The organism is Micromonospora sp. LHW51205, from assembly GCF_003315815.1.
Taxonomy (GTDB): Bacteria; Actinomycetota; Actinomycetes; order Mycobacteriales; family Micromonosporaceae; genus Micromonospora; species Micromonospora chalcea.
Map to the genome: position 1 here is coordinate 135,412 of NZ_QMEZ01000009.1, position 19,568 is coordinate 154,979.

Here is a 19,568-nt window from a genome sequence, read left to right on the forward strand (position 1 = left end):
TCTGTTTCGGTCGTGCCGCCCGTCAGGGGCCGACGAAGACCGAGGTGCCGCGCCAGTCCACGTCGTCGACGCTCGGACCGCTGCGCACCGTGGCGGTACCGGTCGGCACGCCGCCCGACCACGCCATCGAGGCGAGGTTGCCGGTGCTCCGGGAGACGACGTAGAGCGTGTCGCCGTCCAGGAACAGGCCGCCCGCGTCGGCGAAGCCGGTGGTGCCGGTGACCGTGTTGCGCTCGGCGCCGACGGTGCCGGTGTCCGGCGCGAACCCGCGCCAGAACAGCGTGCTCTGACCGGCCAGCGAGTAGTAGACCCGGCCCTTGGAGTAGAACATCGCGGTCACGTTCGGCAGTTCGGCGGAGAAGTTGCCGGTCATGCCGGCGTAGGTGGAGCCCTCCGGCGCGGAGCCGGTGACGACCAGGTCCCACTTCGCGTCGTGGTACGGGTCCAGCTTCTTCGCGGTGCCGAACTCGGTGCCGTCGAACGAGCGCTTGTAGAGGTCGCCGCCGACGCCGTAGAACAGGTCACCGCCGACCCAGAACGCGCCCTTGATGTTCGACCAGCCGGTGTTGTCGCCGTTCGGCACCGACATCGCGTTGCCGACCGAGGACGCGCCGTCGTACGTCCGCTTGGTGATGCTGTCCACCGTGGTGGACGGCGGCACCGGCGGCAGCTTGACGATCTCGATGGCCTGCACCAGCGGGTTCTCCAGGACGCGACCGAAGTCGATGTCGATGTTGCCGTCACTGGTGACCGGGAACGCCCGCATGGTGCCCCGGTTGGTTGCGCCGATCGCCGTGATCGGGTCGAAGTTGCTCAGCTTGACGACGCCGTCGATGCTGACGTTGAACTTGCGCTTGCCGGCGGTGGCGGTACCGGCGTAGCGGTTCGCCAGGTAGAGGCGCACCTGCACCGGCGTGCCGGCCGGAACCGGGAAGTCCCACTGCATGTCCGGCGCGGTCGACTCGTCCCACCGCTCCGAGTTGAACAGCTCCACCGGCGTGCCGGCCGGCACGGTGGCGTCGAGCGCGGCGTTGGTGGTGTAGCTGGTCACCTGGCTGCCGGTGTTGTGGTAGGTGCTCGGCGCGGCGGCGGTGTCCGCGGCCCAGGCCGGCCCGCTCGGCGCGGCCATCTGGTCGCCACCGGCGTTGACCCGGTAGAGCACGTCCGAGGCGTCCGGGGTGGGCGCGGTCTTGACGATCTCGATGCCGTGGACCAGCGGGTTCTGGACCACCCGGCCGAAGTCGATGTCGACCACGCCGTCGCTGACCAGGGAGATCGACTGCATCGTGCCGCGGTCGGTGCCACCGGCGGCCACGACCGGGTCGAAGTCGTTCAGCTTGAGCACGCCGTCGACGCTGACGTCGAACTTGCGGTTACCCGGCTTGCTCGTGCCGGACCAGCGGTTGGCCATGTAGATCCGGACGTCGATCCGGGTGCCGGCCGCGACCGGGATGTCCCACTGCATGTCCGGCGCGGTCGACTCGTCCCACCGCTCCGAGTTGAACAGCGTGGCCGGCGTGCTCGCCGGCACGGTGGCGTCGAACGTGGCGTTCGTCGGGTACGTGGTCACGCTGTTGCCGGTGTTGTGGTACGGGCTCGGCGAGGCCTCGCTGTCGGCGGCCCAGTCCGGCCCGCCGTCGGTGGCCGGGATGGCCGGACCGCCGGCGTTGACCCGGTAGAGCACCTCGGTCTGCGCCGCGCGACCGGCCTGGTAGACGTTGCCCGGCAGGCCCTTGGTGCTGGTCGAGTGCGGGGCGTTGCCACCGGCCAGCGGGAAGAACGCGAGCCGCTTGCGCTGGTAGTCGAAGTCGCCGATGTACTCCTGGTCGCTGCCCAGCCAGAGCCCCTCCGGGGTCACCAGCATCTCGGTGACGCCGTAGCCGCGCGGGTGGCGGCCCGGGTTCCAGGACAGCGGCAGGCCGCTGACCGGGTCGAGGGCGGCGATGCTGGCACGCGGCACCGCGCCCGGTCCGGCCTTGTCCCGGGCGAGCGGGTTGTTCGACCAGCGGAAGTGGCCGCCGACGTAGATGGCCTTCTCGCTGATGCCGACGGAGAGGAAGGTGTCGCCGCCGCTGAAGTTCGTCCAGGTCGGCTTCTGGCCGGCGCCGGTGGCGTCGGTCTCCCAGCGGGCCGCGGAGTCACAGAGCGTGCCGGGGTAGGACGCGCCGGTGGTGACCACCACGAAGTACTTGCTGTCCGGGGAGAACTGGACGTCGCGCACCCACGAGTCGAACGCGGTGTACTTGCAGGCCGCGGCGTAGCTGTCGGTGTTCCAGTCGGCGATGGTCGCGGAGTTCTCACCGAGGTTGATCCGCACGATCTGGTCGTGCACGACGCCGTCGGCCTTCTTGAAGTTGCCGATGACCACGAGGTGCTTGCCGTCCGGCGAGACGGTGAACTTCTCCACGCCGACACCGGCCGAGGCCCCGTTGTTGGTCGGGGTCCAGTTGTGGTTCTCGGTCAGCGCCACGGTGAGGTAGTCGTCCACCGCGCCGGTGGTCGGGTTCAGCGAGGCCAGCCCGTTGCGGTTGGTCGTCGCGGTGACGGTGGTGAAGATGCCGCCGACGAGCAGGTGGCCGTCGACGAGCGCGATGTCGCTGACGGTGCCGTTGAACGCCGGGCCCTTGAACCCTTCGACGGGGGTGCCGTCGGCGACGTTCAGCAGCGCCAGCTTGCGGAAGTTCTTGTCGCCGACCTTGTTGAACTTGCCGGCCACGTAGACGGTGCCCGGGGTCGGGCCGGCGATGATGGCGGTGACGTCGTTGTCCAGCACCGGCGCGAACGCATTGTCGATCTTGCCGGTGGCCTTGTCGAAGGCGAGCAGCCCGCGCCGGTCGACCGGAGTGGGTGAGGAACCCCGGTTCTGCGCGTTGGTGAACGAGCCGCCGACGATCACCTTGCTGCCGGCGTCGTGGATGGCCACCACGTTGCCGTCGTTGATGTTCGGCGTCTTGTCCGACGGCACCTCGCCGACCATCGTGCTGTGGTCGGGCGCGGGCGCGGTGGTCGGCGCGGCGAGCGCCGGCACCGGTGTGAACAGGGTGGCGATGCCGAGTACGGCAGCGCCGAAGGCGGACACCGAGCGGTGTCTCAGGATCGAGGAAGCCACAGGCTACTCCGGGGGGAATACGTCGGAGGCGCTGCGATCGTGGCCGGTGCCGACTTGAGGCGGGGCGTCACTCGACCGACCGCAGACGTGAGAGCAATACCTTCTCGCATTCGCCGGTCGCGCGTCCACCCGGGATCGGCCTTTTTGGCCGAGGAAACGGCCCGGGTCGCACGAAAAGACGAGCGACTATCACTCGCCGGACACGGAGGGTGTCCCTGAGGGGACGCTCAGGTCGGGCATCGGCGGCTGGAAGTACGGATCCGTCGCCATCTCCCGGAAGACCTTCTCGCTTTCCGGGTCGTCGCCGAACGTGCTGTCGTAAATCGGCTTCTGCGTCTGCTTCGCCGCGAAGTAGACCGCCGCCTTGATCTGCGGGTGCTTCTTCAGGTACGGCCCGACCTCGCGCATCCAGTCGGCGCGCTGGCCCGGACGCCCGTCCTGGGTCAGGCCGAACTCGCCGATGACGACCGGCCGCGGGTGCTTCTTGGCGAACGCCATGAAGTGGTCCATGCGGTTGGAGAAGCTGTTCCACTCCGGGCTGGGATAGACGTCGGCGCAGAGCCAGTCGACCTGGTCGTCGCCGGGGTAGTAGGCGGCGGCCCGGCGCTGCGGCTCGGCGAAGCCGTCCGCGTGCGGGCACCACACCCAGGCCGCGTTGGTGACGCCCATCTCCGTGAAGATGCCGCGGACGTGCTTCCACGCGGCGACGTAGTCCTCCGGCGAGTGCATGCTCGCGGCCAGGTTCGGCCGGTCCATCTCCCACCGGTAGCGCAGCAGCACCGGAACGCCGAACTCCTTGACGTCGCGCGCGCGTTCCCGGATCAGCGTGTCGTAGATGCCGCTGACCGTGGAGCGGGTGTCGGTGCCCTGCCAGGAGATCATCTGGAGCCTGCCCCGGGCCTGGAACGCCCGCTCGCTGGCGCCCGGGAACGGCTCGTTCCACTCGTGGAACATGTGCGCGATGGCGAGTGTGCCGCCGGCGGCCCGGTTGAACTCGTCGAACGCGGCGGCCCGCCCGGTGGCGGTGTGGTACTGCGGCTTGACCCAGGTGCCGAGCCAGGCGCCCTGCTCCGGCGGCTCCGGCCCGCGGCCGGTGGTGCGGACCGGCGCGGTCCGCGGCGTCACGGTCGGTGGAGGCGGCGCCGCCGTGGTCCCCTCGTCGGACCGTTCGGAGCCGATCTCACAGGCCGTCACGGCCGGTGCCAGCAAGGCCAGGCCCAGCACGGCAGCCATCGTCAGTCGTAACCGTCGTACCACCGCAACCTCTCCCCAGGACGGTCGCCGGCCACGGTGGGGCCCTGACGGATCCGCGTGAGCGGAGAGGCACGCCGGGCCGGGCGGGCGACCCCTGGCACTCTACCCGGGGAGGAGCGCTCAGGCGGGGTAGCCGAGCTCGGTCAGCAGCGGTCCGGCCTGCGCCAGCACATCGGCCAGATCCTTTTCGGTCAGTCGCTGCCGCCAGCGCCCCACCGAGCCCGGCCGGGCCTTGGCGAAGCGGGCGTGCAACGCCGCCCGGCCGGCCGGGTCGCGTACCTCCAGGAAGTCGGCGACCACCTCGGAGGCCTCCGCCGGCCGCGTGACGACGTCCTCGTAGCGCAGGTGCCGCACCCGGTCCGCGGGCAGCTCGGCGAGCTGGGTGAGCGCGCTGCTGGTGAAGCGCCGCCACATCCAGGCCGACCGGCCCAGGTCGGAGACCTGCGTGAACTCGTCGCGCCGCTCCGGCTCCACCCAGAACCGCGGCGCGGCGCCCCAGGGCGTACCGCCCCGGCCGCTGCGACCGGTGCCGGTGGACGCGGCGTTCAGCCAGGGCTGCTCGGCGTGCGACACCGCCACGTCCCGGCCGTCCCGGTAGACGTGCAGGAAGACCGCGTCCGGGAAGACCTCGGTCAGGAACGGCACGATGAAGCAGTTCTCCGGGTCCTTCTCGGCGAAGCGCAGTCCACCGTGGCCGGACGCGGCGAGCAGCGCGCCGTAGTAGCCCCGGAAGTAGCGGGCCGCCCGCTGCGGCGTCCAGCTTCCCTCGTAGACACAGCGGGCGACCGCCTTGGTCAGGCGCGGCTCGAAGTGGTACGACACGTCCGGCAGCGCGCCGACGCAACTGCCCAGGAACGTGGTGCCGGAACGCGGGGCCCCCAGGATGAAGATCGGGCGCTCCACCTTCAGCGTGAGGCGGCGGTTGCCCGCCTCCACCGGCCGTTCCAGCTCGCGGCGTTCCTTGCGGTCCGCCAGCAGGCCGACCGCGGCGAGCTTCGCGGCCTTCACGGTGGACAGCCCGGAGTGCGGGGCGAGGGGGGAGTCGCTGGTCATCGAAGGTCCCATCGGTGCGCAGGATCGGTCAGGACTGGGCGGCCGGGTCCGACCCGGCGCGGTTGCGGCCGCGGCGAAGGGACCGCAGCGCGTCGAGGTTCAGCGTGCGCCGCCAGCGCCAGACACCCGCCGCGTACGCGGCCAGGCCGACGGCGCTCACCAGCGCGAGCACCGGCGGCGTGGCGTCGAGCAGGCTCGCCGCGCCCAGCGGCAGGCCCAGCGCCACGACGGCGAGCGCCATCGCGGTACGGGTGCCGGCGCCGAACGGGTGCAGCCGCATCGACCACCAGAGCTGGGTCAGCGGCACCAGGTTGGTGACCAGGATCGAGATCGTCCAGGCCAGAGCCGCGCCGAGGATGCCGAACCGCGGGATGAGCAGCAGGTTGCCGACCACGTTGAGCACGGTGCCGGTCATCGCGTTGTAGAACGTCCACGCGGTGCGCCCGGCCATGTTGAGCACCATGTCGACCATGCCGCATCCGGTGGCCAGCAGCATGGTCAGCGCCAGCAGCACCACGACCCGGCGGCCGTCGGCGTAACCGGCGCCGAACAGCGCCAGCATCGGCGTCGCGAAGGCCGCGAAGATCAGGTACGCGGGCCAGGAGAGGATCACCAGCCAGCCGGTGGCGACCTGGTAGAGCTGGCCCGCCTCGGCCCGGTCGTTGCGGGCGAACGCGGCGGCCAGCCGGTGCTGCACCGAGCTGGACAGCGCGACGCTGGAGAGCTGGCCCAGCGCCAGGAACCGGGTCGCCGCCGTGTAGATGGCCGCCTCGGCCGGCCCGCGCAGCGCGCTGAGCAGCACGATGTCCAGCCGCTGCACCACGATCGCGGCCAGGCTGCTGACCGCACGTGGCCCGGTGAAGCGCCAGAACGGCCCGGCCAGCTCACGCGCCGGCACCGGCCGGGTCACCTGCCGGCCCGCCCGGCCGACGAGCCGGCTCAGCCAGAACAGCGCGACCACCGCGGCGAGCAGGTACGGCACCACCCAGGCCAACGGCAGCGCCACGGTGGCGGACAGCCCGAGCCAGGCGGCCACCGCCACGGCCAGGAACTGCACCAGCGTGCGGCCGAGCCGCTCCACTGTCAGCAGCGGGCGCATCTGGCCGAAGCCCCGGCAGGCGGCGAGCGCGTAGTCGTTGAGCGCGGCCAGCGGCACGAACGCCAGCAGGATGCGCAGCGCGGTCACCGCCTCCGGCCCGGCCTCCGGCATGGTGGCCCGGGCCAGCGCCGGCGCGGCCAGCCAGCCGGCGAGGCCGAGCAGCGCGCCGACCGCGAGCACCGGCAGCAACCCGACCAGGATCGTGCCCCGGATCTGGTCGCGGCGGTCCAGCGTGCGCTGGCGGCTGACGAAGTAGACGGTGCCGACGTCGGTACCGAGCCGGGCCGCCGACGCGGCGATCATGAACGCGCTGGTGGCCGCGAAGAACATGCCGGCCTCGCGGACGGACCAGCCCCGGGCGATGACGATGTTGAGCCCGAACCCGGCCACCGCGGCCAGGCCGACACCGACCAGGTTCGCGAAGCCCTGCCGGGCCGCGCCGCCGAGCCCCGCGCCCGGGCCGGGCGGCGGTGCGGTGAGCGTCGGGGTGCCGCCGGCGTCCGGCCGGGTCACCGCCGCCACGACGGCACGCGTCCCCACCACGCCGCCAGCCGCTCGTCGTACGGGGCGAAGTGGTCCTCCAGCCGGGCCCGCAGCTCCGCCGACATGGGCGAACGGGACCGCGAGTTGTGCTTGCCGAACGCGATGTCCGCCCAGCGGGGCAGCCCGAGGAAGTCGCAGACCGCGTCGAAGGACGGGCGCGGGTCGGCGAAGAAGTCGTCGCTGTCGATGACGTGCATCCGCTCCCGCCCGACGAGCGCCTCCAGCCGCTCCAGCTGCTCGATGTAGCGGCCCCGGGCCAGGTACGCGTTGTGCTGCAGGTGCTCGCTCGCGTACGCGGCCGAGCGGATCATCCGCTCCCGCTCGCCCGCGGTCCGCTGCTCCTCCAGCGCCAGCGCCCGCTCGAAGTCAGACTCGGTCTCGTAGCCCCGCGCCAGCTCGTGCGAGTGCGCCGAGTACGCCCGCTCCACCGGGTCACGCAGCAGCACCAGCAGCTTCACCGAGGGCAGGTCCTTGGCGATGCGCTGCCCGGCCAGCGGGTGGAACATGTAGTACGGGCTGGACTCGCCGGTGATCCCGCGTACCCCGATCTGGGCCTTGACCGCCTCGGCCTTGGCCGTGGTGGGGAAGTGCCCGAGGTACCAGTTCATCCCCCGGTGGTAGTCCATGTCGAAGTAGTGCACGCCCTTGTGGTACGCGGGCGGCAGCACGCCGGGGTGCTGCGAGAGCGTCTTGAAGAGCGAGGTGGTGCCGCAGCGCTGCGCCCCCACGATCAGGAATCCCGGCACCATCCGTGAACCGGCGGTCAACCGACCGACCGTCCGGCTCACCGACTTCACCGCGCGGAGCGCCTGCTCCCTGGCCACCGTCACGTCCCCACTCCTCACTCTCACCGGGCCCGGCGGGCCAGGTGTTCCTCCACGGCGGGCAGCAGCCAGGTGTCGACGTGCCCCAGTCGCGCACCCGCCTCCGCCTGCCGGTCGCGCAGGTAGCGCGCAGCCAGCTCCACCAGGTAGAGCACGGCGACCAGATCGGCGCCCCCACCGGTCTGGTCGAACGGTGCCAGGGTTGCCCCGGCGCCGGCGATCAGCGCACGCGCGGCCTCGACCGGTTCCACCCCGTCGTGGCTCATCGCGCCCTGCACCGCCAGGTGCAGCGCGTCGTACCCGGCCGGCACGTCCGCCTCGAACCGCTCCCAGTCCCAGACCAGCACCCGGCCGTCGGCGAGCACCGCGCTGTTGCCGCCGTTCCAGTCCCCGTGCCACGCGCCGAAGGCGACCACCGGGTCGGCGTCCGCGACGGACTTCAGCACCGCGCGCAGCCGCCCGGCCTCCGGCCGGGGTCCGAGCGCGTCCACCGCGGCGGTGAGCCGGGCCGCGTGCCCGCTGGCCGCCCACGACTCCCGGCGTACGCCGAGACAGCCGGCGACCGCCACCATGGCCGCGCGTTCGGCCGCCTGCGCGGCGGCCGGGGCAGCCCGGGGCAGCCGCACCGGCAGCGCCTCCTGCACGAGCAGCGCGTGCCCGTGCCAGTCGCCGTGGTGGCGTACCCCGGCCAGGACCACCGGGCCGAGCGGCACCTCGGCGAGGCGGCGCAGCGCGTCCGCCTCCGCGTGCACGAGCGCGCGGGTCAGCGGGTCGACGCCGAGTTTCGCGTACCCGAGGGCCCGGCCGTCCGGGGCGAGCAGTTGCAGCACCGGCTTGCGGTTCGCGCGGGCCGGCCCGATGTGCAGGCTGACCAGCGCCGGCTCACCCAGCACCTCGGCCAGGTGCGCGTCCAGCCCGCCGCCGTCGACGACCAGCCGGTCGCGGAAGACGAGCGGCCCGAGACCGAGCCGGAACGCGGTGGCGAGGCCCTGCCGGACCAGCTTGGCCTTGCGGCCGACGGCCTCGGTGGAGTGCCGGACCGCGCTCGCCGCCGCCCGGCCGGAGCCGGTGGGCACGAGCAGCCGGGGGCGGGCCGCCGAGGGCACCACCACCCAGCCGGCGCCGCCGCGGCGCAGGCTGGGCTCGGCCGGCGCGGGCCAGATCAGCCCGGCCAGTTCACCGAGGTACGCGGCACGGCCGTCGCCGTCCGGGGGTACGCGGAACACCATCAGCGGTCACCGGTCGCTTCCAGCCGGGCCCGTAGCCCGGCGATCGTGCCCTGCGGTGGCGCGGGCGCGAGCGACCGGCGGATCCGGTCGTTGCGGGCCAGCAGGGCGACAGTGATCAGGGCGTAGGCGAGGGTTGCTTCCATCGCACCGTAGGTGAACTGGAAGAAGAGCATGAGGATGAGCACGAGCGTGCCGGCGATCCCGATGGCGCTGTGGTCGCGCCGGTAGCGCCAGATGCAGTAGATGAAGAACGCGTTGTAGCAGATCGCGCCGACCCAGCCCTGCCCGACGAGCAGCGCCCAGACCTGGCCGTTGCTGCCCAGCTCCCGGTTGCCGCACTGCTTGCAGTCCTCGGACTTGCCGATGGCGATCGACCGGTTGCTGCCGATCAGCGCCCGGTTGCCGCCGTAGCCGAGGATCGGCGACTGGTTGGCCGCCCGGACCGCGCCCTGCGACAGGGTGGTGCGGATGTCGTCGCTGTGCCCGTTCTGCAGGCGTTCGTCGAAGGTGCGGCCGAGCGGGGTCGCGACGATCAGCACGCCGATCAGTCCGACCGCCAGGGCGAGCCCGCCGAGCACCACCATCCGGCCGCGCAGCGCGAGCCGCAGCGCCACGTACGCGGCGGCGATGCCGAGGCCGATCCAGAGGCCGCGGTTGAGGGAGTAGACGATCGGGAAGATCGCCGCCAGCGCGATGGCCACGCCGGCGGTACGGCGCAGCGGCTTGCCCAGCACCACCCAGCCGACGATCAGCCAGACCAGCAGGATCGCGGTGTTCTGGCCCCACGAGTTCGTGTAGGTGAACGGCGCGGACGGGCGGGGCGAGCTGGCCTCCCCCTCGATCACCTGCTGCACCTGGGCGAACTTGATCTCCATGAGCGAGGTGACGTACGGGTGGCCGGCGATCGACTGCGGCAGCACGAACCGCAGCGGCGCGACGAACCTGAGGTTCGGGAAGAGCGAGCCGATCCAGCCGCCGAGCACCACGACCACGCCCATGAACCCGAACAGCCGCACCATCCGCCGCTGGGACAGCTCCCGCTCGCGCAGGTTGTAGACGTAGAGCATGGTCACTGTCATCGCGACGTAGTTGGCGAGCCGGATGCCCCAGCCGATGTACTTGCCGCTGCCGCCGGGCGGCAGCGTGTTCGGCGCGGTGAGGTCGAGGGTGAGCACGGACAGGAACACCCAGAGCAGCAGGACCATCCAGATCCCGAAGCCGGGCGGCACCCGGACCGGGCCGCGTTTGCGCATCTGCGCCACCATCGGCACCGCGAAGATGACGAACACGAAGCTCGACACGCCGAGCACCCACCACAGCGGGTACAGCAGGAAGACCGCGATCAGCGGCCATGCCGTCGGCAGCCGCCACGACCAGCCCTCCGGCCGTACCCGCACCGTGCGGAGGCGGTTCCCGCCGGGCGACGGCACCGCGGCGAGCGGAACCGACCCGCGCGCGGTACGGGGCGGGGTGGCGGTGCTCATTTCACGGAGACCTTGGCGGTGGTCGGCGCGTAGATGACCCACGCGTTGCCGGGCTGGGGGCGCAGCAGGTCGCCGCCGGTGTCGGCGAGCGTACAGAGCAGGGGCAGGCCGGGCTTGCGCCACCGGCCCTTGGCGCTGTTCGGCCCGGACACGGCGAGCACCGCGCCCTCACCGAAGACGTTCGCCGAGGGCAGCGAGCGTGGGGACGGGTTGCGTACGTCGAGCGTGCGGTACTCCATCGTCAGCACGATGACGGAGGCGGCGGTCACGGTGACCTTGCCGATCTTGCCGGCCCAGACGGACTTCGCCTGGTCGTACCGCCAGACCATCGGCGGACCGCCGGAGACGGTGACGGTGAGTTCGGTGGCGGGCGCGAGGTCGCGGGTGGCGAGCGCCTCGCCGTCGGTGGCGTGGTCGATCGGCGCAGGGGGCGGCTGGCCCCCCTTCGGGGCGGCCTTGAGCAGCGCGGCGGTCGACGTGTAGTCGCCGGAGAACACCTTGCTGTCGTCGTCGGGCGTGACGCCGTTGAGGTCGGAGTTCTCGAACTGGGTGAGGAAGCCGGTGGGGCCGCCGTTGTAGCCGACGAACGGGCGCAGCACCGTGAGCGACCGGATGTCGACCGGCCGGATCTCGGTGACCGGGCCGATCTTGGTGGCGTCCTTGGAGTGGAACACCGCGGTCAGGTGCAGCGTGTCCGACTCGGCGAACTCGGCGTAGACCAGGTCGGCGGCGTCCAGGCCGGCCGGTGTGGTCGCGGGGCTCACCCGCAGCGGCACCGCGACCGCCTGGCGGGTCGTCGCGGCCGGGGTGCTGACCGGAGCGCCGGTCAGCGGGCCCTTGGGCAGGGTCGGCGAGGCGCTGGCCGCGGACGGCGAGGCGGTGACGTCGCCCGGGTCCACCACCTGGACCTTGCCCGGCTTGGGCTCGGGCTCACTGCACCCGGTCCCGACGCCGAGGACGACGGCGGGGGCGATGGCGGCGCGGAGCATCTGCCGACGGTTCACCCCAGGTCCTCGCCGGAGTCGAGGGCGTAGCTGCGGCCGTCGCCGTCACCCCGGGAGCGGTAGGTGCCGCCGGTGCCGTTGAGCGGCACCGGCTTGCCTCCAGCGGCGGGCGGGGTGGCCTTGCCGGGCATCTGCGGCGCCGGAGCGGCCGGCTTCGCCGGGGCGGGCCGGGACGACTGCATGCGCGGCAGCACCATGGTCGACTCGGCGGACGGGCCGGGGCTGGGCCGGGGCTTGGGCCGGTTGGCCGGGGCAGCCGGGGCGCTCGACGCGTTCGACCCACCGGACGTCGCCGGGCGGGTGGCGCCGGCGGGCGGTTCGGGCAGGCGCGGAGCCAGCACGGCGCCGATCACCGGCGCGTTCACCTGCTCGAACTGCTGGAGGGCGGCGGTGATCTCACCGCTACGGGTCTTGCCCGCCTCGGCCACCATGATCACCGCGTCGACGTACCGGCCCAGGGCCTGGGCCTCCACGGCGAACGTGGGCTGCGGGGTCTCGATGATCACGTGGTCGAAGCGCGCGGACAGCTCGTGCAGGATCTCCAGCAGCCCGGCGACCGGCAGTTCGACATCGGCGTCCAGGTCGCCCGGCACCAGCACCCGGAGCTGGCCCAGCCCCGGCACCGGCGCGAGCGCCTTGAGCGGGGGCACGTCGCGGCGCAGCACCGAGGCGAGGCTGTGCCGCCCCTCGGCCACGCCGGTGATGGCGCCCACCGCCGAGTCGGGCTTGGTGGTGATCAGCGCGACCTGCTGGCCGGTACGGGCGTACGAGGCGGCGAGGTTGGCGGCGACGAACCCGGCGGCGGCGCCGGACGAGGCCTCACAGAGCAGCAGTTGGCGCCCGCGCCCGCCCTGTGCCGCTTCGGGCACCGCGGAGAGCAGCACGTTGCGCAGCCGGCCCAGCTCGCGGGAGGCCCGGTGGGTGGCCGGCAGGACTGCGAGCGACAGCGCGCGCGAGGGCAGTTCCACCAGCAGCGGCAGGCCGACCCGGTCGGAGATGTCGCGTCCGCGGCGGATCCGGGTGTCGAGCCGGTCCAGCACCAGCGCCAGCACGATGCCGAGCAGCAGACCCGCGCCCATGCCGCTGGCGAGGTTGAGCGTGCGGTTCGGCGAGCTGGGCCGCTCCGGCAGCCGGGCGTCGGAGATGATCTCGCCGGGGTCGGAGCCGGCCGCGGTCAGCGGGTTGAGCCGGTTGTACAGCTGGCCGATCTGGTTGGTGACGAGCTGGCGGTCGGCGTCGGCCCGCTCGCGCTCGGGCGAGTTGGACGGCGCCGCCGCGATCCGCCCGGCGATCGCGCTCAACTGCTTCTGCAGGTCGGCGATCTGCTGCTTGAGCGCGTTGGTCTCGTTCTCCAGCGACTTCTGCGCGGTGGCCTTGCGCAGGTCCAGGTAGGCCTGGGCGAACGCGTGCGAGCCCGACTGGGCGCCCTCGGGGCTGTTCGCCTCGTACGCCACCTGGAGGATCTGGCTGTTCGGCGGGACCTTGACGGTCACCGACTTGACGAGCTGGTCGGCCCCGGTGTCGACCTTCATCAGCGCCTTGGCCCGCTCGGCCACCACGAGCGAGCGGACCACCTGGGCCTCGGTGTCGAGGTTGACCTTGGCGTTGGGGTTGTTCTCCGCGCCCGAGCCGAGCGGGCGCACCAGCAGCGAGGTGGTCGAGGTGTAGCGCGCCTCCTGGATCTGGCTCAGCGCCACCCCTCCGCCCAGGCCGAGGACCGCGGCGAGCAGCAGGATCCACCAACGGCGGCGCAGCCAGCCCAGGTAGGCCATCAGGGCAAGACCGTCGGCGTCGCTCTCGGCCAAATGGGGTGAGGGCATCAGAGTCTGTCGCTCCCTTTCGACCGAGCCGGGCAGTCCACGGCACAGCTGGACCTGACCGTGGCCTTGAGTGTCCCCGATCCGAACGACGAGGGAAAGTCTGCTCACGTTCCGGTAAGCCTGCCCGGGTGTGGGCAGCCCGCGTAGAAATGGCCGATCGGCGCTGACCATTCGGCGGGTTTCCCGGTGCCGGGCCCGACTTGCCCCCGGTAAGCCGACGTCGCCGACGGCTCTCGTGCGGAGCGGTGACGGAATCCTGACACATCTCACTTCGTCCGGGTGTCCCGGCCCGTGGTCCGGGCGCGGCCGGGCTGACCTGCCCGACGGCCGGTCGACGCGCATCCCGTTGACGGGAATCGCGAGGTGAGCCGACCGGCGAGCCAGGATCCGTCCAATGGCCCCTTCAGTTGCCCACGGGCCCGCCAGTAGGTTGTCAGGACGCGTCCGAGGGGCATTCACAAAAATCCGGACGCGTCATCCGCGTACGGGAGGACGTTTGTGGTGAGCGGGTCAACCGAGGACTCGGGACAGGTCCTGCTGGTGGGTTCCAGTGGCGGGCACCTGGCCCAGCTCCTGGCCCTGGAACCGTGGTACCGGGATCGGCGCCGCGCATGGGTAACCTTCGACACCCCGGACGCGCGCTCGCTGCTCGCCGGCGAGGACGTGGTCTGGGCGCACCACCCCACCACACGCAACGTCAAGAACCTGGTACGCAACGCGTTCCTCGCGCTGAAGGTCATCCGCCGGCGCCAGGTCGACGCGGTCGTCACCACCGGCGCCGGGGTCGCCCTGCCGTTCGTGGTGGCGGCCCGCATGCGCAAGATCCCCACGGTCTACATCGAGGTGTACGACCGGATCGACAGCGCGACACTCACCGCCCGGCTCTGCCGTCCCTTCCTCTCCGCGATGCTCGTGCAGTGGGAGGAGCAGCGCCGGATGTACCCGGAGGCGACCGTCGTGGGGAACCTCCTCTGATGGCGCACATTCCCCAGCAGCGGGACCGGCGGTCCAGGCCGTTCGTGCTGGTCGTGGTCGGCACCGACGTGCACCGCTTCGACCGGCTGGTCGGCTGGCTGGAACGCTGGCACGCCGCCCGGCCCGAGGTCCGGCTGGTCCTCCAGTACGGCCACAGCCGCACCCCGGCCCTGCCCGAGGCCACCCCGTTCCTCGGCCACGAGGAACTCCAGCAGGCGATGGCGGAGTCCACGCTCGTGGTGAGCCACGGCGGCCCGGCCACCATCACCGAGGCCCGGCGCACCGGCCACCTGCCGATCGTGGTGCCCCGCGACCCGGCCCACGACGAGCACGTCGACAACCACCAGCAGCTGTTCTCCCGCCGCCTGGGCGCGGCCGGCATGGTGCGGCTGTGCGAGTCCGAGGTCGAGCTGGTCGCCGCGCTGGACGAGGGCCTGGCCGACCCGAGCCGGTTCGTCCTGGCCGCCGACCCGGGCCGTCCGGACCCGCGCGCCGAGGCGGTCGCCCGGGTCGGCGCGGTGATCGACGGCCTGGTCGCCGGCCGGGTACGCCAGCGGACCGCCGGGCGGCGCGGATGAGCGGCCCGGACCCGGCTGCGCCGCGGGTCCTCTTCGTCGGCGGCCTCGGCCGCAGCGGCTCCACGCTGCTGGAGCTGCTGCTCGCGCAGAGCGCCGACGTGTGCGCCGTCGGTGAGGTCGTGCACCTGTGGGAGCGGGCGCTCGGGGCCGACGAGCGGTGCGGCTGCGGCGAGCGGTTCACCGGCTGCCCGTTCTGGCGGCAGGTCGGCGACCAGGCGTTCGGCGGCTGGGACGCGGTCGACCGGGACGACGTGCTGGCGCTCAAGGACCGGGTCGACCGGACCCGGCACATCCCCCGGCTCGCCAAGGAGGCGCTCCCGCCGGAGCAACTCGCCGACGTGCGCCGCTACGCCGACCTGTACACCCGGATCTACCGGGCCGCGCTCGCGGTGACCGGCGCCAGGGTCGTGGTGGACTCCAGCAAGCACGCCTCGCTCGCGTTCGCGCTGCGCTGGGCCGAAGGGCTCGACCTGCGGGTCCTGCACCTGGTCCGGGACAGCCGGGCGGTGGCGTACTCGTGGGGCAAGCAGGTGCGCCGCCCCGAGGTGGTCGACGGCGAGGACTTCATGCCGACCTTCTCGCCGTTCGAGGTGAGCAAGCTGTGGACCGCGCAGAACGCGGCGTTCCACCTGCTCGCCTCCCGGGCCAAGGTGCTGCGGCTGCGGTACGAGGACTTCACCGCCGACCCGGCCGGCACCGTAAGCCGGGTGCGGGACTTCGCCGGCCTGCCGGACGACCCGGCCGCGCTGCGGATCCTCTCGGCGGACGCGGCCGACGCGGCGAGCGAGCCGGCCGCGCCGTTCCGCGCGCACAGCGTCGCCGGCAACCCGTTGCGGTTCAGCGGCGGGCCGTTGACAGTGCGCCGCGACGAGGCATGGCGCGACCGCCTGCCGCGACGCAGCCGTGCCGTGGTCAGCCTGGCCACGCTTCCCCTGCGGGTCCGTTACGGCTATCTGGGCCAGCGGGGATCCGACGAGTCCGTGGAGAGAGCATGAGTGGGCCGAGCATCTCGGTGGTCGTACCGACGCGGGACCGTCCGGAGCTGCTGCGCGCGGCGCTCGACGCGATCCTCAGCCAGGCGCACCCGGGGCTGATCGAGGCGATCGTGGTCTACGACCAGTCCGAGCCGGACCGGTCGCTGGAGACCGACCGGGGTGACCGTCGGATCCGGGTGATCACCAACACCCGTACCGCCGGGCTGGCCGGGGCGCGCAACACCGGCATCGAGGCGGCCACCGGCGACTGGGTGGCGTTCTGCGACGACGACGACGAGTGGCTGCCCGGCAAGCTCGCCGCCCAGTTCGGGGCGCTCGACGCGCACCCGGACGGCGCGCTGGTGAGCTGCGGCATCCGGGTCAGCTACGACGACCGTACGGTGGACCGCTCGCTGGACCGCGCCCGAATCTCGCTGGAGGCGCTGCTGCGCGACCGGCTCACCGAGCTGCACCCGTCCACGTTCCTGATCCGCCGGGCCGCGCTGCTCGACGCGATCGGCCTGGTCGACGAGCAGATCCCGGGCAGCTACGCGGAGGACTACGAGTTCCTGCTCCGCGCCGCCCGGTACGCGCCGCTGGTGAACGTGGAGAGCCCGTACGTGCTGGTCCGCTGGCACAAGCGGTCCTACTTCGCACAGCGCTGGGAGACCATCTCGACCGCGTTGCAGTGGCTTCTGCGCCGCTACCCGGAGTTCGCCACCGTGCCGCACGGCGAGGCTCGGGTGGCCGGTCAGATCGCGTTCGCGCAGGCCGCCATGGGTAACCGGCGGGACGCGGTCCGCTGGGCGCGGCGCACGCTGGCCCGCAACCCGAAGGAGCCGCGTGCCTACCTGGCGCTGGCGGTGGCGAGCCGGGCGGTGCAGGCCGACCGGGTGCTGCGCACGCTGCACAAGCGCGGCCGGGGCATCTGACGCGTACGCGGAACGGGCGGGCGACCTCGGTCGCCCGCCCGTTCTCGTCCGGTCGTCAGGTCAGGCCGTGCAGAAGGACTTCCACGCCTGGATGCTCGGCTGGTCGAGCAGCCGGAAGTCGCCCTGGCTGACGGTCTGGTTGTAGTACGCGACGAATTCCGGCCGCTGGCCGTTGAGGAAGTTCGTCATCGACCGGATCCAGGCCGCCCGGCCGGTGCCCGGGTCACCCGGCACCAGGTCGCTGCCGGTCTCCGCGACGCCCCACGGCTTGCCCAGCGCCTTCGACTTGCTGATCATCGGGCCGTAGATCTCCTGCGGCGGGGCGTACCGCTTCCACTTCTTGCCCCAGTTGTAGCAGTCCCAGCCGAGCGTCTCGATCACGTCGGAGCCGGGGTAGAACGCGTCGAAGCTGCGCCCGGACTTCGGGTCGAGCGTCCAGCACATCAGGATCAGCGTGTTGATCAGCTTGGGGTTGTTCGCCCGGGCGGCCAGCCCGGCCACCCGCTTCCACGCGGTCCGGTACGCCTCGGTGGTGAAGGCGCCGCGCTCGACGTCGTCCTCCGGCTCGTGGAAGTACGACCAGTAGACGTTGTGCTCGCGCGGGATCGAGGCGAACCAGGAGGTCAGGCGGGAGTCGAACTTGCCGGTGTTGATCTCCTGCGGCGCCGCCTTGAAGGACACCACAACGGTCCGGTCCACCACGTCGGCCCGGCTGCCGGACCAGGCCGGCGGCAGGCCGGGGAAGAAGATCCGGGCCATCCGCAGCTTGCCGAACGTCCGGTCGGAGCGGGCCAGCGCCTGACCGAAGGTCTCCCCGTTCTGCACGCCGATCGAGGCGCCGGGCAGCGTCAGCCGCGTACCGCCGAAGGCCGGGCCCGCGTTCTCGGAGGCCGACGGGCGGGCCGAGGGTTTGCCACCTAGGCCCTGGTCGGCGCTCGGGGACGCACCCGGCGTAGCCGGCGCGCCCGGGCCCATCGAGGTCGCCGGGCCGACCGATCCGGGCGCCTCGCCTGCTTGCGGGTTCGCGGAGTCGGGCCGCAGCGCGGCCACCGCCACCCCGCCGCCGGCCACTGCCAGCGCCAGCGCCGCCGCGACCGCCACGCGCCAGCGTCGCCGGGCGCCGCCGGGCGGCGGAGTCGTCCCCGGTGCGAGCGGCGGAGCGGGCGGGCGGCCCGGCCCGCCGGTGGCCGGATCGTGCGGGGCGTCCACCGGAGGCGGCCCGGTCAGGGTGGCGGTCGCCGCCGCGCCCGCACCCCGTGTCGCGTCGCCCGCCGGACCCGGCCCGGCCCAGTCGGCGTCGTCGTGCGGCGCCCAGCCGGGGTTACCGTGGACCGTCGGCTCGTCCTGCGGCCAGGCGGCGTCCCGGTGGCCGGCGTCCGGCCGTTCCGGCCACGGCAGGTCACCGCCGCCGGTCCGGGCCGGTGGCGGCGGAGACGAGGTGACCTCGGCCTCCGGCCAGGGCAGCGACGGGCCGCCTGCCTGGCGTGGAATGTCCTGACCCGGCCACAGGCCGGTCGGCTGCCCGAAGGCGTTGTGCGGCTCTCGATCGGCCGGCATGACCCTCCCTGGCTGTCGGCGGCCCGTGTCCGGGCTCAGATCGGCACGCATACCTGCCCGACGATAACCCTCATTCACCTGGCCGTATGTACCGTGACACTCAGCCGAACGCCTGACCGGGGGTGTCGGTGACGGTCGAAGCGGGCATCTCGACCCCGGTCCGCGCGATCGCGTCGAGCAACTGGTCGGCCAGCTCCGGCCGGCAGACCAGCAGGTCGGGCAGGCGCGGGTCGGCGCGGTTGTAGCGCAGCGGCGAACCGTCGATCCGGGACGCGTGCATGCCCGCGCCGAGCGCCACCGCGACCGGGGCGGCACTGTCCCACTCGTACTGGCCGCCCGCGTGGACGTACGCGTCGACCTCGCCGGTCACCACGGCGCAGACCTTCACACCGGCCGAGCCCATCGGTACGGCGGTCGCACCGAGCATCTCGACCAGCTCGCCCACGAACGCGGGCGGTCGGCTGCGGCTCACCGCGATCCGGATCGGCCCGTCGGTCGGCTTCGGCGGCGGGCAGGTGGTGCCGAGCACGAGCGGCGTACCGTCCACCGTGGTCCGCGCCGGCATGCCGACGGCACCGGCGACCAGGGCGCCGTCGGGCGCGGCGGAGCGCTGCCAGAGCGCCACGTGCACCGCCCAGTCGTCCCGCCCCTCCTCGGAGAACTCACGGGTGCCGTCCAGCGGGTCGATGATCCAGACCCGGTCCGCCTCGTGCCGGGGCGCGCGCTCGCCGTCCGCCCATGCGCGGCGGGCGTCGGCCTCCTCTTCGGAGAGCACCGCGTCGGCCGGCCGCAGGCGGGCCAGCGCCGCCGTCATCAGCTCGTGCGACGCGCGGTCGCCGGCGTCCTTGAGCGCCTTCGGGTCGGCGAAGCCCTGCCGGTCCCGCAGCGCGGTGAGCGCCTTGCCGGCCTCGGTCGCCAGCCACTGCGCGAACCGCTGGTCGTCGAGCCGTCCCGCCTCGTCCTCGGTCACGAGCCTCATCCCTTGTTCTCCCGGGTCTGCCGCGACCCGTCATCCTTCGGCGTCCGGTCGGACCGGCGCCAGCGTCCGTCGGATCGTAGACAGTCGCGAGGTGCCCTCGGATCCCCCGGACGCACCCGGTGCCCCGCCCGGCCGCCCGCATGTTGAACTTCGC

The 19,568-nt window shown here is 72.9% G+C and carries 15 protein-coding genes; 4 read left to right on the forward strand and 11 right to left on the reverse strand.

Annotated features, from left to right (window positions below; genetic code table 11):
• Window positions 1-22: 22 nt before the first annotated feature.
• From DQE82_RS26480 to DQE82_RS26520, 9 genes are all read right to left on the reverse strand, one after another.
• The gene (locus DQE82_RS26480; RefSeq protein WP_113974516.1) at window positions 23-3,109 is read right to left on the reverse strand and encodes a malectin domain-containing carbohydrate-binding protein; all 3,087 of its coding nucleotides are present in this window, start codon (window positions 3,107-3,109) and stop codon (window positions 23-25) included.
• A 189-nt stretch (window positions 3,110-3,298) separates the two neighbouring features.
• Window positions 3,299-4,342: a glycoside hydrolase family 26 protein gene (locus tag DQE82_RS26485; protein ID WP_043327759.1), complete on the reverse strand. Its 1,044-nt coding sequence runs from the start codon at window positions 4,340-4,342 to the stop codon at window positions 3,299-3,301.
• Window positions 4,343-4,483: 141 nt separating this feature from the next.
• A complete protein-coding gene (locus tag DQE82_RS26490; RefSeq protein WP_113974517.1) occupies window positions 4,484-5,416 on the reverse strand; it encodes a sulfotransferase in 933 nt (310 codons plus the stop codon).
• Between the two features lie 28 nt (window positions 5,417-5,444).
• Window positions 5,445-7,058 (reverse strand): oligosaccharide flippase family protein, encoded by a 1,614-nt coding sequence (locus DQE82_RS26495; RefSeq protein ID WP_043327761.1) that lies wholly within the window; start codon window positions 7,056-7,058, stop codon window positions 5,445-5,447.
• A complete protein-coding gene (locus DQE82_RS26500; protein ID WP_043327762.1) occupies window positions 7,025-7,888 on the reverse strand; it encodes a sulfotransferase in 864 nt (287 codons plus the stop codon). Before DQE82_RS26500 ends, DQE82_RS26495 begins: the two co-directional genes overlap by 34 nt.
• A gap of 17 nt (window positions 7,889-7,905) precedes the next feature.
• Window positions 7,906-9,111 carry a hypothetical protein gene (locus DQE82_RS26505; protein ID WP_064448107.1) on the reverse strand — a complete coding sequence of 402 codons (1,206 nt, stop codon included), beginning with the start codon at window positions 9,109-9,111 and terminating at the stop codon, window positions 7,906-7,908.
• On the reverse strand, window positions 9,111-10,595 hold the full coding sequence (locus DQE82_RS26510; protein ID WP_064448108.1) for an O-antigen ligase: 1,485 nt from the start codon (window positions 10,593-10,595) through the stop codon (window positions 9,111-9,113). Before DQE82_RS26510 ends, DQE82_RS26505 begins: the two co-directional genes overlap by 1 nt.
• On the reverse strand, window positions 10,592-11,599 hold the full coding sequence (locus DQE82_RS26515) for a DUF3048 domain-containing protein (RefSeq protein ID WP_064448109.1): 1,008 nt from the start codon (window positions 11,597-11,599) through the stop codon (window positions 10,592-10,594). Before DQE82_RS26515 ends, DQE82_RS26510 begins: the two co-directional genes overlap by 4 nt.
• Window positions 11,596-13,419, reverse strand: a complete 1,824-nt coding sequence (locus tag DQE82_RS26520; protein WP_113974518.1) for a Wzz/FepE/Etk N-terminal domain-containing protein — start codon at window positions 13,417-13,419, stop codon at window positions 11,596-11,598. Before DQE82_RS26520 ends, DQE82_RS26515 begins: the two co-directional genes overlap by 4 nt.
• 498 nt (window positions 13,420-13,917) lie before the next feature.
• Here DQE82_RS26520 and DQE82_RS26525 point away from each other — a divergent pair, with 498 nt between their 5' ends.
• Genes DQE82_RS26525 through DQE82_RS26540 form a run of 4 tightly spaced genes read left to right on the forward strand, consistent with a single transcriptional unit; the run spans window position 13,918 to window position 16,878 of the window.
• The gene (locus tag DQE82_RS26525) at window positions 13,918-14,394 is read left to right on the forward strand and encodes a polysaccharide biosynthesis protein (protein ID WP_030499390.1); all 477 of its coding nucleotides are present in this window, start codon (window positions 13,918-13,920) and stop codon (window positions 14,392-14,394) included.
• Window positions 14,394-14,972 (forward strand): glycosyltransferase, encoded by a 579-nt coding sequence (locus DQE82_RS26530; protein WP_113974519.1) that lies wholly within the window; start codon window positions 14,394-14,396, stop codon window positions 14,970-14,972. The genes DQE82_RS26525 and DQE82_RS26530 overlap by 1 nt, the downstream gene beginning before the upstream one ends.
• On the forward strand, window positions 14,969-15,967 hold the full coding sequence (locus tag DQE82_RS26535) for a sulfotransferase (RefSeq protein WP_043327767.1): 999 nt from the start codon (window positions 14,969-14,971) through the stop codon (window positions 15,965-15,967). The genes DQE82_RS26530 and DQE82_RS26535 overlap by 4 nt, the downstream gene beginning before the upstream one ends.
• Window positions 15,964-16,878 (forward strand): glycosyltransferase family 2 protein, encoded by a 915-nt coding sequence (locus DQE82_RS26540; protein ID WP_013289266.1) that lies wholly within the window; start codon window positions 15,964-15,966, stop codon window positions 16,876-16,878. The genes DQE82_RS26535 and DQE82_RS26540 overlap by 4 nt, the downstream gene beginning before the upstream one ends.
• A 60-nt stretch (window positions 16,879-16,938) precedes the next feature.
• Here DQE82_RS26540 and DQE82_RS26545 read toward each other — a convergent pair whose 3' ends face one another.
• Window positions 16,939-18,435, reverse strand: a complete 1,497-nt coding sequence (locus tag DQE82_RS26545; protein ID WP_113974520.1) for a hypothetical protein — start codon at window positions 18,433-18,435, stop codon at window positions 16,939-16,941.
• A gap of 100 nt (window positions 18,436-18,535) precedes the next feature.
• On the reverse strand, window positions 18,536-19,414 hold the full coding sequence (locus tag DQE82_RS26550) for a 3'(2'),5'-bisphosphate nucleotidase CysQ (protein ID WP_043327770.1): 879 nt from the start codon (window positions 19,412-19,414) through the stop codon (window positions 18,536-18,538).
• Window positions 19,415-19,568 lie beyond the last annotated feature (154 nt).

What these genes read in the sequence shown, in the direction of transcription:
- DQE82_RS26485 (WP_043327759.1), bottom strand. Translation starts at nt 4,342, where the DNA reads ATGGCTGCCGTGCTGGGCCTGGCCTTGCTGGCACCGGCCGTGACGGCC.
- DQE82_RS26490 (WP_113974517.1), bottom strand. Translation starts at nt 5,416, where the DNA reads ATGACCAGCGACTCCCCCCTCGCCCCGCACTCCGGGCTGTCCACCGTG.
- DQE82_RS26505 (WP_064448107.1), bottom strand. Translation starts at nt 9,111, where the DNA reads ATGGTGTTCCGCGTACCCCCGGACGGCGACGGCCGTGCCGCGTACCTC.
- DQE82_RS26510 (WP_064448108.1), bottom strand. Translation starts at nt 10,595, where the DNA reads ATGAGCACCGCCACCCCGCCCCGTACCGCGCGCGGGTCGGTTCCGCTC.
- DQE82_RS26520 (WP_113974518.1), bottom strand. Translation starts at nt 13,419, where the DNA reads ATGCCCTCACCCCATTTGGCCGAGAGCGACGCCGACGGTCTTGCCCTG.
- DQE82_RS26530 (WP_113974519.1), top strand. Translation starts at nt 14,394, where the DNA reads ATGGCGCACATTCCCCAGCAGCGGGACCGGCGGTCCAGGCCGTTCGTG.
- DQE82_RS26535 (WP_043327767.1), top strand. Translation starts at nt 14,969, where the DNA reads ATGAGCGGCCCGGACCCGGCTGCGCCGCGGGTCCTCTTCGTCGGCGGC.
- DQE82_RS26540 (WP_013289266.1), top strand. Translation starts at nt 15,964, where the DNA reads ATGAGTGGGCCGAGCATCTCGGTGGTCGTACCGACGCGGGACCGTCCG.
- DQE82_RS26545 (WP_113974520.1), bottom strand. Translation starts at nt 18,435, where the DNA reads ATGCCGGCCGATCGAGAGCCGCACAACGCCTTCGGGCAGCCGACCGGC.
- DQE82_RS26550 (WP_043327770.1), bottom strand. Translation starts at nt 19,414, where the DNA reads ATGAGGCTCGTGACCGAGGACGAGGCGGGACGGCTCGACGACCAGCGG.